The sequence below is a fragment of the Sphingomonas sp. genome, assembly GCF_019635455.1.
In the GTDB taxonomy this organism is placed as follows: Bacteria; Pseudomonadota; Alphaproteobacteria; order Sphingomonadales; family Sphingomonadaceae; genus Sphingomonas.
Genome location: NZ_JAHBZJ010000010.1, coordinates 64,112 through 77,554, shown reverse-complemented (window position 1 = coordinate 77,554; position 13,443 = coordinate 64,112). Strand labels below are relative to the sequence as shown.

Below are 13,443 nucleotides of genomic sequence, written 5' to 3'. Positions count from 1 at the left end.
CGAGGCGGCACCAGCCCGCACCCCCGGGCTCCGGTGATGCGCAGTATCGACGGACAGGCTGCGGAGGGCGGTGCCGGGACGCACGAAAAACACTACCTTCCGCGCAGGCCGTCGAACACCTCGGCAAAGCCGGGCTGATTGTGATGGGCGATGCCGCTGCGCGCCGCCTCGATCACCAGCGGCTGCGGGTGTCCGTGGAGCGAGGCGATGATGATCTGCTTGACCGTGTGATAGATCGCGGCGTCGGCGTCGATGATCTGCTTGAGGCGGCTCGCCATCGGGCCGATCATGCCATAGGCGAGCAGCACGCCCAGGAACGTGCCGACCAGCGCCGATCCGATCATCGCGCCCAGGATGCTGGGCGGCTTGTCGATCGATCCCATCGTCTTGACCACGCCCAGCACCGCCGCGACGATGCCCAGCGCGGGCAGCGCATCGGCCAGGTTCTGGATCGCGTGCTGCGGCTCCTCGACCTCGTGGTGGTGGGTCTTGATGGCATTGTCCATCACGTCCTCAACCGCATTGACGTCCAGCGTGCCGGACGAAACCACGACCAGGCGCAGCGTGTCGGCGATCAGGTTGACGAGCGTGTGGTCGGCGAGCAGGCGCGGATATTCCGCGAAAATGGCGGACGATTTGGGATCCTCGACATGCGGTTCAAGCGCGATCGGCCCATCGACGCGCAGCATCTTCATCAGCTTGCTGACGAGGAAGATGACGTCGAGATAGTCCTGCTTCTTGTATTTCGGCCCTTTCAGCACCTTGGCGAATCCGCCGCCCAGCGCCTTCAGCTCGCGCCCCGAATTGCCGATGATCAACGCGCCCATGGCGGCGCCGCCGATGATCAGCATTTCGTGCGGGATCGCATGAAGCACGGGTTCGAGCGCGCCGCCGGTAAAGACGAAGCCGCCGAAGACCATCGCAATCAGGACGACAAGGCCGATGATCGGAAACATGCGTGCGTGAACCCCCGTATCGCGCCCGCAGGATCCGGTGCGGGCGCCTTCCGACAGTCTTGCCGCCAAACCCTAACGATATGGTTACCGGCGGATTGAGACGTCAGCGCAGATAGTCGAACAGCGACAGGCTGGTCAGCTTGGTGAAGCTGGCCTGGGTCGCCTGAAGAATGGTCAGCGTCTTTTGCAGCTGGGCGATCGATTCGGTGGTGTCGGCGTCCTCGATCCCCGAACGCTCGGTTTCCCGCGCGACATTCGCGTCGGACAGGCGGTTGAGTTCCAGATCGACGCCATAGGCGCGCGCGCCGATCGAGGAGCGGACGGTGCCGACGCTGTCGAGCGCCGAATCCAGCTCGCCGAGCGCCTTGTCGATGCCGCCCTGCGGTGCGTCGGTCGCCAGCGCCGCCGAAAAGGCGGAGAGGATGGCGAAGACGTCGCTGTCGCCGCTGTCGGTCTTGACCGCGAACACGCGCGCCCCGCTCTGGGTCGCCTGAACCGAAACGCCGTTGGCGATCGGGATGGTGGAGGCTTCGCCGCCGCCGACATAGGCGATGCTGCCATCGCCCTGCCGCGCATAGGCGGTGTCGCCGGACGCGCCGGCGAACAGCGGCTGGCCGCGCGTATCCTTGGCATTGGCAAGGTTCAGGATGTCGGTGATGATCGCATCGACCTGATCCTTCAGCTGGCTGCGTGCCTCCGGGGACAGCGTGTCGCTGTTCGCCTGAACCGCGATTTCCTTGGCGCGCTGGAGCTGGGTCTCGATCGACGACATCGACGCGTCGCTGTCCGCCAGCAGCGACTGGGCGAGTTTCGCGTTGCTGGTATAGGCGGTGTCGTCCGCCGCCGCCCGGCTGAGCGTCGATAGCCGCTGCCAGTCCGGAGCGCTGTCGGACGGGGCCTGGATCTTCTTGCCGGTCGCCACCTGGGTCTGCAACCGATCCGCCTCGCGGTTGAGGTTTGCCATCAACAGGCTCGGCCGGTCAAAGGTCTGGCTGGTCGTCACGCGCATCACGGTCACCGGATGTTGAAGAGGGTTTCGAGCGTCTCGCGCGCCACCTGGATCACGCGGCTCGACGCCTGATAGGCCTGCTGGAAACGGATCAGATCGACCGCTTCCTCATCGATATTGACGCCGCTTTCGGCGTTGCGCGCGGCGACCGCATTGTCGCGGATCGTCGATTGCACGTCGGCGACCGATCGCCGCGCGGACAGCGCCGCCGCATTGTCGGTGACCAGCGTGGTCACGCGCGATTCGAACTTGCCGTCGCTGCGCAGCGTGGCCAGCGCGGTCAGGTTGCCATTGTCATAGGCACCGGTCCCGGGCGATGCGGCGGCGATGCCGCGCGGATCGTTGAGGACCAGCTTGAAATCCTTCGCGCCCGTCGCCGCGAACATCGGCGCGCCGGCATTGCCGTCAAGGTCCGCGCCGGCCGCCTGAACACTGTTCACGCCGTTCGCGAAATCGACGGCGAGCGCGTCGAGCGCGGCGCGCGCATCGCTGATCCGCGCGGCGCCTTCGGCGATGCCGGCGATCGCGCCGCCCGCCGGATTGAGCGACTGGACCCCCTCGATCCCGTACACGGCGAACGAGGTCGAGCCATCGGGTCCGCGTGCATAGGTCGCGACCGCGGCGCGATCCCCCTGCACCAGCAGAGGGCCGCCGGCGCCGGCCTTTACCGTCGCTCGCCCGCTCTCGTCGAACGTCGCCGAGACATCGACCAGCGCGCTCATCGATTCGAGCAGGCGATCGCGTTCGTCCAGCAGCGCCGCCTGGGCGCTGGTGCCGGCCGCGGTGCGACCCAGCCCCGAATTGACCCGCGCCAGGCTGGCTGTGAACGAATTGAGCTGATCCGCCATCCCGTCGGCGCTCGCGTCGAGATCGGCGAGCGCGCCGTCCAGCGCATTGGCGGTCGCGGCGAACCCGTTGGACAGACTGGCGGCGCTTTGCAGCATCGTCGCGCGCGGCGCGCTCGCCGACGGATCGGCGGCAAGCGCGGTTGCGGCGTTGAAGAAGCTGGTGAGCTGTTCGTCGAGCTTGTTCCCGGTCAGCGCGCTTTCGATCCGGCTCAGCCACACGGTCCCGGCCTGGGTGCGGGCCAGGTCCGATCCGGCGCTACGCACCTCGGCGCTCTTCAGATCGCTGCCGCTGCGGGTGACGCCGGCGATGCTGACGCCGATCCCGTTGACGATCCGGTTGGTGCCGGTCGATGGCGCAATCACCTCGCGCGTGACGGCGACGCGGCGCGAATAGCCGTCGGTCGCCGCGTTCGCGATATTCTCAGACGTCGTCGTCAGCGCCGACTGATAGGCGCGGACGCCGCTGGCGCCGATCGAAAGGATGTCGCTCATGACCGATCATCCGGGCTGGCGGCATCGTTCGCCGCCGCGCCCGCGGGGCTTTCGGTGACGGCAGCCGATTTGGCGAGGAAATCGGTCATCGCCTTGCCGATGCCCATCGGCGCATGCACCGCCATGTTGCGGGCGAGCTGGTCGTCCTGCATGTCGCGAAACTGGTCGAGCGCCTGGCTTTCGAACAGGCTGTCCGCCAGCTTCGCCTTGCGCATCGACGACAGCATCATCTTGGTGAAGATCGCCTCGAACTTCTGGCCGGCGGCCTCCAGATTGGCGCGCGTGCCGAGGCGGGCCGTGTCGGTGGAGACACTGCCGTCGATCGTGGTCGAACCGGGCGCCGCAATCTGGGTCACAGGACGATGAGCTCCGCTTTGAGTGCGCCGGCCTGCTTCAGGGCTTCGAGAATGGCGACCAGATCGGCCGGCGACGCGCCGATCGCGTTCACCGCCTTGACCACGTCGGCCAGCTTGGGACCGGGATCCAGCAGGAACATCGGGCGCTTTTCCTCCTCGACGCCCACCCCGCTTTTCTGTTCGACCGCGGTCTTACCCTGGCTGAACGGAAGCGGCTGGCTGACGCGCTGGCTTTCATCAATACGCACCGTTAGTTTACCATGTGTTACCGCCGCTGCGCTGACGCGGACCGCGGAATTGATGACGACGGTGCCGGTGCGGGCGTTGACGATCACCTTTGCCGGCGCCTCGGCGGCATCGACCATCAGATTTTCGATCTCGCTCATCACCTGCGCGCGCAGGTCGGCGCCGGGGCGCGCGGTGACCGCGATCGATACCGCGTCGAGCGCGCGCGCCGTGCCAAAGCCGAAACGGCCGTTGATCGCGTCGGCGACGCGCTGCGCCGTGGTGAAATCGGCACGGGCGAGGTTGAACGTCAGCGTCGGCGCGGTGGCGAAGCCGGTTTCGACCGCGCGCTCGACCGTCGCCCCTTCCGGAATGCGGCCCGACGAAGGGATGTTGACGACGATCTTGGACCCGTCGGCGCCTTCGGCACCCAGGCCGCCGACCGCCAGATTGCCCTGCGCCATCGCATAGATCTGTCCGTCGGCACCGATCAGCGGGGTGAGCACCAGCGTGCCGCCGCGCAGGCTCTTCGCCTTGCCCATCGACGAGACGGTGATGTCGAGCTTCTGGCCCGGCTTGGCGAAGGGCGGCAGTTCGGCGGTGACCAGCACCACCGCCGCGTTCTTCAGCCCGGGATTGACGCCCGGCGGCAGCGCCAGGCCGAACCGCGCGGTCACGCCCTTCATCGACTGGACGGTATATTCCAGATTGTCGTCGCCCGTGCCGGGCAGGCCTACGACGATGCCATAGCCGGTCAGCTGGTTCGAGCGGATGCCCTGAAACGCGCCGAGATCCTTGATGCGCTCGGCCGAAACCGGCTGGGCGAGGATCAGCGTCGCGAGGAGTGCGATCAGAAAGCGGATCATGGGAAGCATCCTCAGAAAGGGCTGATGACCTGGAAGAAGCGGCTGAGCCACCCCTGGCGGCCGGCGCGGGCGACATCGCCCTTGCCGGTATAGGCGATGCGGGCATCGGCCACGCGGGTCGATGCGATGCGGTTGTCCGCCGTGATGTCGGTGGAGCGGACGATGCCCTTGATCTGGATGAATTCGTCGCCGCGGTTGAGCGTCACGCGCTTCTGTCCCTGCACCAGCATGGTGCCGTTGGGATAGACTTCGGCAACGGTCACGCTGATCTCGCCCGACAGCGCGTTGGACTGGTCGGCGGCGCCGCTGCCCTTGAACCCGCGCTTGCCGGAAATGCTCGCGTCGCTCTGGTTGAAGAGGTTGAGCGCGCCGGTGGTCGGCGGCGTGATCGAAAAGCCGCCGCTGCTGTCCAGCTGCGATCCGGAGGATTTGGACGCGCTCGTCTTTTCGACCAGCACGATCGTCAGCGGATCGCCGACACGGCGCGCGCGGGTCCCCTCGTACAGCGCGGCATAGCCTTCGCCTGCCTGAAAGATCGATCCGGTGGCGGCCGCCGGTGCGGCGGGGGCGGGGGTCGGCAGCGTGACGGAGAAATCCTCCTTCACGCGCTTGCGCGCGTCGGCCGTGCCGGGTGCGGCGACGGCGATCACCGCGACGACGGCGGCTCCGGTCAGCAGGCCTGCGATGAACTTCACGATCCGCCCCTCAGATGTTCTGGTTGACATATTTGAGCATTTCGTCGGTCGCGGAGATCATCTTGGAATTGACCTCATACGCGCGCTGGGTCTCGATCATGTCGACCAGTTCCTCGACGACATTCACGTTCGACCCCTCCAGCATGCCCTGGCGGATGTTGCCGCGACCGTCCTGCCCCGCGACGCCCAGATTGACGGCGCCGCTCGCTGCGGTCTCGACCAGATAATTGTCGCCGACCGCCTGAAGCCCGGCGGCGTTCGGAAAGGCCGCGATCTGGATCTGGCCGATCTGGCTCGCCTCGGTCTGGCCGGGGATCGTCGCGCTGACGGTGCCGTCGCTGCCGATCGTGATCGACGTCGCGCCTTCGGGAATCGTGATCCCGGGCATGACCTGATAGCCCTCGCTGGTCACCAGCAGGCCTTCGGGCGAGCGGGAGAAGTTGCCCGCGCGGGTGTATCCAAGTTGCCCGCCCGGCATCTGCACCTGGAAATAGCCATTGCCGTCGAGCGCCAGGTCTAGCGAATTGCCCGTCGTCTGAAGCGACCCCTGGGTATCGATCCGCGCGGTCCCCTGAACGCGCACGCCGGTGCCGAGATTGAGGCCCGTCGCATATTTGGTTTCGGACGTGCTGGACGATCCCGGCGCGGTGACCACCTGATAGGCCAGCGCCTCGAAACTCGCGCGATCGCGCTTGAACCCGGTCGTGTTGACGTTGGCCAGGTTGTTCGAGATCACCCGCATGCGCATGTCCTGGGCGTCAAGCCCGGTGCGCGCGATGTGCATTGCCGCAGAACCCATCGGTCTATTCCTTCTTCAACTCGCTCAGCCAACGCGCATCAACGCGGGCTGATGTTTCAGCCAACGCGCATCAGGGATGCGGAGCTCTCGTCCATATTCTTGGCCTCTTTCAGGAGGTTGGCCTGAACCTCGTAGCTGCGCTGGTTTTCGATCATATCGACCAGCGCCTGGGTGAGGTTGACGTTCGACTGTTCGAGCGCCCCGCTCATCACCTTCGCGTCGAGATCGTCGGGCAGCACGCCGCCGCCCCGGACATGGAGCAGATTGTCCAGTCCCTTCACCGTGTCACTGCCCTTGTCGCTGGTCAGCTTCAGCCGATCGATCACCTGCGGCGGCTGGCTCGGGTCCGCTCCGGGCGGCACGATCGAGACGGTGCCGTCCTCGGCGATCATGATCTTGTCATGGGGTGGCACGGTGATGGGGCCCCCCGACCCCATCACCGGGAAACCGTCGCCGGTTTCCAACACACCACTCGGCGCGACACGGAGATCGCCGCGCCTCGTATAGGCTTCGCTGCCGTCGGCAGCCTGGACCGCAAGCCAGTTGTCGCCGGTGATGGCGACGTCCAGCCCGCGGCCGGTCTGGACGATGGCGCCCGCGCGCCGGTCCATATCGACGACCGATTCGGCGTTGGGCTGGCGGGAATCGAACCCGTCGCCCTTCACGATCAGCCGGTCGAAATTGACCCGGTCGGCGCGGTAGCCAATCGTGGAGGCGTTCGCGATGTTGTTCGCGATCGTCGCCTGCGCATCCATCTGGCCCTTGAGCCCCGACAGTGCGGTATAGACGAGTCTGTCCATCGCTGGTGCCTCCTAACCTGCTGAAATCAGCTGCGGATGTTGAAGATGGTCTGCGAGATCTGGCTCGCGGTATCGAGCGCCTTGGCGTTCGCCTGGAAATTGCGCTGCGCCGCGATCAGGCCGACCAGTTCTTCGGTGATATCGACGTTCGACCGCTCGATCGCGCCGGCCATCAGGCCGCCAAAGCCGTTGACGCCCGCCTCGCCCAGGCGCGGTTCGCCGGACAGGCCGGTCGCCGCCCAGGTCGAATTGCCCAGCTGGCGCAGGCCCGACGGGTTGGCGAAGTTCGCCAGTGCCACCTTGCCCAGCGCCTGGCTGTCGCCGTTCGAGAAGCTGGCGCGGACGATGCCGTCCTCGCCGACCGTCACGCCGTCCAGTTGGCCGACGGCCTTGCCGTCCTGGGTCCGCGCATTGATGCTGAACGGCGCGCCGAGCTGCGTCGTCGCGGTGCCGAAATCGAGCGAGATCGTCTGCTCCGACGTGCTGGTGCCGACGGTGACCGGGGCGAACTGGGTCGCGCTGGTCGGCGACGTCATCGCCCCGTTCGCGTCGAAGGTCAGGGTGACCGGCGCCGGATTGGCATTATCGACCGCCAGCTGCTTGTCACCGACGAAGGAATAGACCGACCAGGTGCTCGGCGTCGTCGTCGTCTCACGCACGAAATAGTTGGTCATCGTCAGCGGGTTGCCGCTGGCGTCGTAGATGGTGGTCTGGGTCGAGTTGTTGTAGGTACCCGGATCGAACCGGTCGAACGCATAGGGCGTCGCGGCGGTGAAGCGGGTCGCCTCGCTCGGCACCGACGAATAGGCGGACAGGTTCAGCGCCAGGGCGACATTCTTGGTCGCTTCCGGCACGCCACTGGTCTGCGGCAGGCGCAGGTTGACGGTGGAGCCGAGGCCGGTCGCCACGACCGCGCCCGAACCGTCCACCGGATAGACCTGGAGATAGCCGCCCTGCGAATCGGTGACATAGCGGTCGCTATCGACCAGGAAGCTGCCGTTGCGGGTGAAGTTGACGCTCGCCGCCTCCAGGCTCGGCTTCACCGCGAAGAAGCCGTCGCCCGCGATCGCCACGTCGAGGCTCGACGCGGACTGTTGCAGGCCGCCCTGGCCAAACTGCTGGCGGATCGCCTTCACCACCGTGCCGGATCCGACCATCTGGTTCGGGTTGAGCGACACGCTCGACGCGATCACGTCGGCGAATTCGGTGCGGCTCTTCTTGAAGCCGTTGGTCGAGACGTTCGACAGGTTGTGCGAAATGGTCGACATGTCGGTCTGCGCCGCCTGAAGACCCGAGAGCGAGGTAAAGAAGGACATTTCAGTTACTCCTGGAAGGACTCAGCCGATCTTGCGGACCGCGGAGGTGGAAACCTGACCGATGCCGGGCAGGGTGAGGACGGGACTGCCGTCGGAACCCAGCGCCACCGAAGTGACGGGAGCCCAGACGAGCGGCGTGGCCGTGACGGAATCGCCGGACGCATCCTGCGCGGCGACGCGAATGGTAAAGGGTCCGGACCCGGCGGACTCGCCGGTGTCGGTCGTGCCGTCCCATTCGAACGCATTCTCGCCGGCCTTCATCGCGCCGAGCGAGACGTTCTTGAGGATTTCGCCGTTCGGCCCCTCGATCACGACATTGACCGCCGCGGCGTCGGATCCGAGTTCGATCATTCCGCCCAGCGAGCCGTCGGTGCGCGGATAGGCGACGCTGCCTTCGGTCAGCACCGTGCGGCCGACCCATGCCATCATGTCCGACGCCGACGTCGCGCCGAGTTTCGCGGCGATCGTCTGTAGCGTCGAATTCATCTCGGTAATGCCGGCGAGCGACGAGAATTGCGCCATCTGGGCAACCATCTGGGTGTTATCGACCGGGTCGAACGGATCCTGATTCTTCATCTGCGCGGTCATCAGCGTCAGGAAATCGGACTGGCCCATCGTCGTGCTCGACTTGGACGTGACCGTCGTCGTGGTGCTGGCACCCGTGCGCCCGATACCGAGATTGGCGAGGGTGGTGTCGAAACTGCTGGCCATTAGCTGCGTCCCAGGTTGAGAGTCTGGGTGATCAGCGTCTTCGCCGTCTGCATCACCTCGACATTGTTCTGATAGGTGCGGGCGGTCTCCATCATGTCGACCAGTTCGCGTGTCTCATCGACCGCGCTCTCCCAGACATTGCCGTCCTTGTCGGCCATGGGGTTGCCCGGATCGTACCGCTTGGTCGGCTCGGCGCCGGCGGTCACGACCTTCTCGACGTCCACCGTCGACATGCCCGTCGCCTCGTCGAAGGCGGCGCGGAACACCGGCTTGACCGTGCGATAGGCGTCGCCCGGATTGGACGCGACCTGACCGGCATTGGCCAGGTTCGACGCGGTGGTGTTCATCCGTACCAGCTGCGCCGACATGGCGCGGCCGGCGACCTGGAAGATGTTGAGCGGCTGGTCCGGCATCGTTATTCTCCCTTCAGCGCGCGGGTGATGGTGGAGATGCGGCCGTTCAGAAACGCGAGCGTCGTCTGATAGGCGACGGCGTTTTCGGCGAACGCGGTCTGTTCGGTCGCCAGCTCGACGGTATTGCCGTCCAGGCTGGGCTGAAGCGGCACGCGATATTTGGTGGCGCCGCCGATCGGATCGGTTCCCGCCATCCCCGGCGTCTCGATCGCATCGAGCGCCTCGCGAAAGTCGATGTCCTTCGCCTTGTAGCCGGGGGTCGAGGCGTTCGCGATGTTCGACGCGAGCACGCCCATGCGCTGCGAACGCACCTGTAGCGCCGCGCCATGCACCCCGAAAAGACTGTCCTGACCCATGTGATGCGTCCTCCGCACAACTGTTCGAACCCAGCCTAGCAATGGGCGTGCCAATTTCGCCGGGGGCCGCAAAAATCGGTCGAATTGCCGGATTGCGCGGTGGCGGCGGCAACATCTTGCCGGTCGGCGGCAACGCATCTTGCCGCTTTTGCCGGGTCTGGACGGCCGTTCGCGGGTGCGGGGGCGTGAAATCGATTTGGCCCGGCGCTTGCAAAGACTCGCGCATGAACATGGCCATCGTCACCCAGTCCGCCGCCGCGGCGGCTCAGATCGATCCCGGCACGTTCCTCGATCCGCTGGCGATCGGGATCGTGCTTGGCGGGACCGCGATCAGCGTCGCGCTGCGCAACCGCGTGGCCGATATCGGTCGCGGCTTGTCGGCGCTTCGGGTGCTGGCGCGCCGGCCGTTCGACGTCGCGCCCCTGATCGATCAGGCCGCATCGCTCGACCGGATCGCGCGGCGCCATGGGGTGCTGGCGCTCGACCGGTCGGTGATCGAGGATCCGGATGTCGCGGCGGCGGTCGAGGCGGCGGTCGATGGCGCCGCGCCCGAACGGGTGGCGGCGATCGTTTCCGAACGCGCGGCCGCACGCGCGGAGCGGCATCGGGTCGCGATCGAAATGTGGGCCGGCATCGCGGAAGCGGCGCCGGCAATGGGGCTGATCGGCACCGTCTTTGGACTCGTGCGGATGTTCGCCGCGATGCAGGATCCGGACACGATCGGCGCCGCGATGGCGGTCGCGCTGCTGGCGACGCTCTATGGCGCGCTGCTCGCGAACCTGGTCGCCATGCCGATCGTCGCGCGCCTTAAGCGGCTCGCGCGGGTCGAGGCGGCGGAGCGGCTTCGGCTCGCGGCGCCCCTCGCAGTGCTCGCCACCCTCGAACGCGCGCGCGCGTCCACGCGGGAGATCGCGGCATGACCGCCGATAGCTGGGACGATATCGCGCCCGCGCGGTCGGTGTGGCTCATCACGCTCGCCGATCTGTCGCTGTTGCTGGTCGGCTTCTTCGTGCTGCTGCACGCCAACCGCTCGCTCGATCGCGCGACGCTGCTCGCCGGGCTGCGCTCCGGCTTCGGGATCGAGGCGCCAGCACCCGCGCCGATGTCAGTGGCGACCGCGCGGATCGACGGCTTCGCCTCCGGTTCGGCGCGCGCCGATCTGGGCGGCATCGTCGCCTGGGCGCGCGACGCCGCGCGCGATCCGCGAACCCATGTCACGATTACCGCATCGACGGGCGATGCCGCCGATGTCGATCCCGCGACCGGCAGCGCCGCGATCCTGGCCGCCGATCGCGCCCGCATGGTCGCGTCGGCACTGGCGCGCAGCGGCGCCGTCGATCCCGCGCGCATCGTCATTTCCATCGCGCCGGCCCAGCGCCGCGCCGTCACCCTATCGGTCGGCTTTGCCGGCCAGGACAAATGAAGCGGAGACCGTCATGATCGCCATTCTTCTTCCCATCGCCCTTGCCGCCGCCGGCGGCGAGACCGGCGGCTTTCAATCGACCGAGGCGCTCGACAAGCTGGTCGAACGTTTCGTCGGCGCGCCGATCGGCGCGGAAGGGGGCGCTCGGGCCGCGGTCGACAAGCGGCTGAAGCTCGCCGCGTGCGACGCGCCGGAACTGAGCTGGCGCTCGTCGGCCGAGGATGCGGTGGTGATCCGGTGCCAGGGGCCGAAACAGTGGCGCCTGTTCGTTGCGATCGATGCGCTGCCCAAGCCGGTGGCCGCGCCCACGCTCGCCGTCGCACCCGCGCCGGTTCAGGCAAAGCCCGAAATCGTCATCAAGCGCGGCGACCCGATCCTGATCGAGGCGGGATCGGCCGGCTTTTCCATCACCAGCGACGGGGTGGCGATGGCCGATGCCAGCGCCGGGGGACGCGTGCTGGTAAAGGTCGATGACAAGCGGCCGCCGATCGCCGCGATCGCGGTCGAACCGGGGCGGGCGCGCCTGCCCGGATTCGGGGACTGAATTTTTTTCTAAAGCTTCTGCGCAAACGGTCGTTTCCGCAGGTGTCCGCAGAAAAAGGGTTGCAGACATGGTGGATCCAGTCGGCTTCAAGCCTGCATCTATAGCTGACCGGCGCTTGACGCCGGTGGCCCCGGCCGCGCCCGTAAAGGCGACGGACGGCGCAACGCAGGCCGCGCAGACCAGCGCCGCGTCTGCACTGACCCAGAGCGCTGCGGCCAGCGCGCCGGTGGACGTCGAACGCGTCGCCCGGATCAAGAAGGCGGTGCAGGAGGGGCGTTTCCCGCTCGTCCCATCGACGGTCGCGGACCGGCTGCTGGCGCTCAAATTCCAGTGGGATCCGCATGAACAGGCGTGACGCCCTGGTTCGGGTGATCGACGCGCTTCACGCCGAAATCGCGGCGTTGAAGGCGAACGACGTCGCCGCGCTGGAGCGCGCGACGCAGGAAAAGCTGGCCGGAATCGACGCGGTGGGGGCCGCGAATGACGACAATCCGGACCTCTCGCCCGAATTGCGGGCGCTGGCGGAGGAGGCACATCGCCTCAACGAAACCTGCCGCATCTATGTCAACCTGATGGCGGCGAATGTCCGGCGGCGGTTGCAGGTACTGACCGGCAATAATTTGCCGGCCTACCGGCCCGGCATTGCCGGCGCCTACGCCTGAACCCCGACAGATCGCGTCGGAACGCGACTTACCAGGATTTGGCACGCACCTTGCTAAGATAGTCCCGAACAGGGGTATCAAGAGCAGGGGCTGATGAGCGTACCTTCGATCGGAGCCAAGGCGAACGTCACGACGGCGATCGCGGCGGCAAGCCAGAAGACCGGCATCGACTTCAATTATCTGCTTGGCCAGGCGCAGGTCGAAAGCGGGCTGCGCGCCGACGCGCGCGCCTCCACCTCCAGCGCGACCGGCCTCTATCAGTTCATCGAGCAGAGCTGGCTCGGCGTCGTCAAGGAACATGGCGAGGAACATGGGCTGGGCTGGGCTGCGGACAGCATCCGCCGGACGTCCAGCGGCCGCTACGTCGTGGCCGACGGCGCGACCCGACAGGCGATTCTGGCGCTGCGCAACGATCCCGAAACCGCGTCGCTGATGGCGGCGGAACATGCCAGCGACAACAAGGACGCGCTCGAAGCCTCGCTGGGCCGCGACGCGACCGGCACCGATCTTTACATGGCGCACTTCCTCGGCATCGGTGGCGCGCGCAAGTTCCTGCGCGCGATGGACGCCAATCCGGGCCAGGGCGCCGCCAGCCTGTTCCCGGCGGCGGCGCGCGCCAATCGCAGCATCTTCTACGCATCGGACGGGTCGCAACGCTCGCTCGGCCAGATCTATGAGCGGTTCGCCGGAAAGCTCGACAAGGGCGCCGCAGCCGTCGGCGCCACCGGTTCGGCCTCCGGCACGATGGAGGCGAAGTATCAGCAACTCGTCCAGTCGCTGGGCAGCGATGTCGAGGTGGTGCTGGGCAATGACGCCGAATCTCAGGATCGTACCTGGCTCGCGACGATCGACCGGCTGGAAACCGCCGGCCGGTTGAAGGCGAGCGCGCTGCCCACGGTCAATCCGCTGCGGCCGACGCCTGAAACCGCCAAGCTCGCCTATCTGATGCTCGCCCGGCTGGGAGCCTGACCC

The 13,443-nt window shown here is 67.0% G+C and carries 18 protein-coding genes; 6 read left to right on the top strand and 12 right to left on the bottom strand.

All coding sequences use genetic code 11. From position 1 onward, the window contains the following. Positions 1–92: 92 nt before the first annotated feature. The 12 genes from motA to KF783_RS12650 form a co-directional block, all read right to left on the bottom strand. Complete coding sequence (gene motA / locus KF783_RS12705; RefSeq protein ID WP_294079904.1) at positions 93–956, bottom strand: flagellar motor stator protein MotA; 864 nt, start codon at positions 954–956, stop codon at positions 93–95. Positions 957–1,059: 103 nt separating this feature from the next. Beyond that, the gene (locus tag KF783_RS12700; RefSeq protein ID WP_294080035.1) at positions 1,060–1,965 is read right to left on the bottom strand and encodes a flagellin; all 906 of its coding nucleotides are present in this window, start codon (positions 1,963–1,965) and stop codon (positions 1,060–1,062) included. A 5-nt stretch (positions 1,966–1,970) separates the two neighbouring features. Further along, the gene (gene flgK, locus KF783_RS12695) at positions 1,971–3,305 is read right to left on the bottom strand and encodes a flagellar hook-associated protein FlgK (RefSeq protein ID WP_294079903.1); all 1,335 of its coding nucleotides are present in this window, start codon (positions 3,303–3,305) and stop codon (positions 1,971–1,973) included. Further along, a complete protein-coding gene (locus tag KF783_RS12690; RefSeq protein ID WP_294079902.1) occupies positions 3,302–3,661 on the bottom strand; it encodes a rod-binding protein in 360 nt (119 codons plus the stop codon). The genes flgK and KF783_RS12690 overlap by 4 nt, the downstream gene beginning before the upstream one ends. Then, positions 3,658–4,752: a flagellar basal body P-ring protein FlgI gene (locus KF783_RS12685; RefSeq protein ID WP_294079900.1), complete on the bottom strand. Its 1,095-nt coding sequence runs from the start codon at positions 4,750–4,752 to the stop codon at positions 3,658–3,660. The genes KF783_RS12690 and KF783_RS12685 overlap by 4 nt, the downstream gene beginning before the upstream one ends. A gap of 11 nt (positions 4,753–4,763) precedes the next feature. Next, positions 4,764–5,477, bottom strand: a complete 714-nt coding sequence (locus KF783_RS12680; RefSeq protein ID WP_294079898.1) for a flagellar basal body L-ring protein FlgH — start codon at positions 5,475–5,477, stop codon at positions 4,764–4,766. Continuing rightward, complete coding sequence (gene flgG, locus KF783_RS12675; RefSeq protein ID WP_294079896.1) at positions 5,458–6,246, bottom strand: flagellar basal-body rod protein FlgG; 789 nt, start codon at positions 6,244–6,246, stop codon at positions 5,458–5,460. Before flgG ends, KF783_RS12680 begins: the two co-directional genes overlap by 20 nt. Before the next feature lie 56 nt (positions 6,247–6,302). Next, the gene (gene flgF, locus KF783_RS12670; RefSeq protein WP_294079894.1) at positions 6,303–7,046 is read right to left on the bottom strand and encodes a flagellar basal-body rod protein FlgF; all 744 of its coding nucleotides are present in this window, start codon (positions 7,044–7,046) and stop codon (positions 6,303–6,305) included. Positions 7,047–7,072: 26 nt separating this feature from the next. Continuing rightward, positions 7,073–8,362, bottom strand: a complete 1,290-nt coding sequence (locus KF783_RS12665; protein WP_294079892.1) for a flagellar hook protein FlgE — start codon at positions 8,360–8,362, stop codon at positions 7,073–7,075. A gap of 21 nt (positions 8,363–8,383) precedes the next feature. Next, positions 8,384–9,073, bottom strand: a complete 690-nt coding sequence (locus KF783_RS12660; RefSeq protein ID WP_294079891.1) for a flagellar hook capping FlgD N-terminal domain-containing protein — start codon at positions 9,071–9,073, stop codon at positions 8,384–8,386. Then, positions 9,073–9,486, bottom strand: coding sequence for a flagellar basal body rod protein FlgC (gene flgC, locus KF783_RS12655; RefSeq protein ID WP_294079890.1), 414 nt, complete (start codon positions 9,484–9,486; stop codon positions 9,073–9,075). The genes KF783_RS12660 and flgC overlap by 1 nt, the downstream gene beginning before the upstream one ends. Before the next feature lie 2 nt (positions 9,487–9,488). Next, positions 9,489–9,842 (bottom strand): flagellar basal body protein, encoded by a 354-nt coding sequence (locus KF783_RS12650; protein WP_294079889.1) that lies wholly within the window; start codon positions 9,840–9,842, stop codon positions 9,489–9,491. Positions 9,843–10,066: 224 nt separating this feature from the next. On the opposite strand from KF783_RS12650, the gene KF783_RS12645 reads away from it, so the two are divergent. From KF783_RS12645 to KF783_RS12620, 6 genes are all read left to right on the top strand, one after another. Continuing rightward, the gene (locus KF783_RS12645; RefSeq protein WP_294079888.1) at positions 10,067–10,762 is read left to right on the top strand and encodes a MotA/TolQ/ExbB proton channel family protein; all 696 of its coding nucleotides are present in this window, start codon (positions 10,067–10,069) and stop codon (positions 10,760–10,762) included. Further along, the gene (locus KF783_RS12640; protein WP_294079887.1) at positions 10,759–11,265 is read left to right on the top strand and encodes a flagellar motor protein MotB; all 507 of its coding nucleotides are present in this window, start codon (positions 10,759–10,761) and stop codon (positions 11,263–11,265) included. Before KF783_RS12645 ends, KF783_RS12640 begins: the two co-directional genes overlap by 4 nt. Positions 11,266–11,278: 13 nt before the next feature. Beyond that, positions 11,279–11,809, top strand: a complete 531-nt coding sequence (locus KF783_RS12635) for a flagella basal body P-ring formation protein FlgA (protein WP_294079886.1) — start codon at positions 11,279–11,281, stop codon at positions 11,807–11,809. Positions 11,810–11,933: 124 nt separating this feature from the next. Then, entirely contained in the window at positions 11,934–12,164 is a 231-nt protein-coding gene (flgM, locus tag KF783_RS12630) for a flagellar biosynthesis anti-sigma factor FlgM (RefSeq protein WP_294080033.1), read from the top strand. Next, positions 12,151–12,471 carry a flagellar protein FlgN gene (locus KF783_RS12625; protein ID WP_294079885.1) on the top strand — a complete coding sequence of 107 codons (321 nt, stop codon included), beginning with the start codon at positions 12,151–12,153 and terminating at the stop codon, positions 12,469–12,471. The genes flgM and KF783_RS12625 overlap by 14 nt, the downstream gene beginning before the upstream one ends. A gap of 93 nt (positions 12,472–12,564) precedes the next feature. Further along, positions 12,565–13,440 (top strand): lytic transglycosylase domain-containing protein, encoded by an 876-nt coding sequence (locus tag KF783_RS12620; protein ID WP_294079884.1) that lies wholly within the window; start codon positions 12,565–12,567, stop codon positions 13,438–13,440. Positions 13,441–13,443 lie beyond the last annotated feature (3 nt).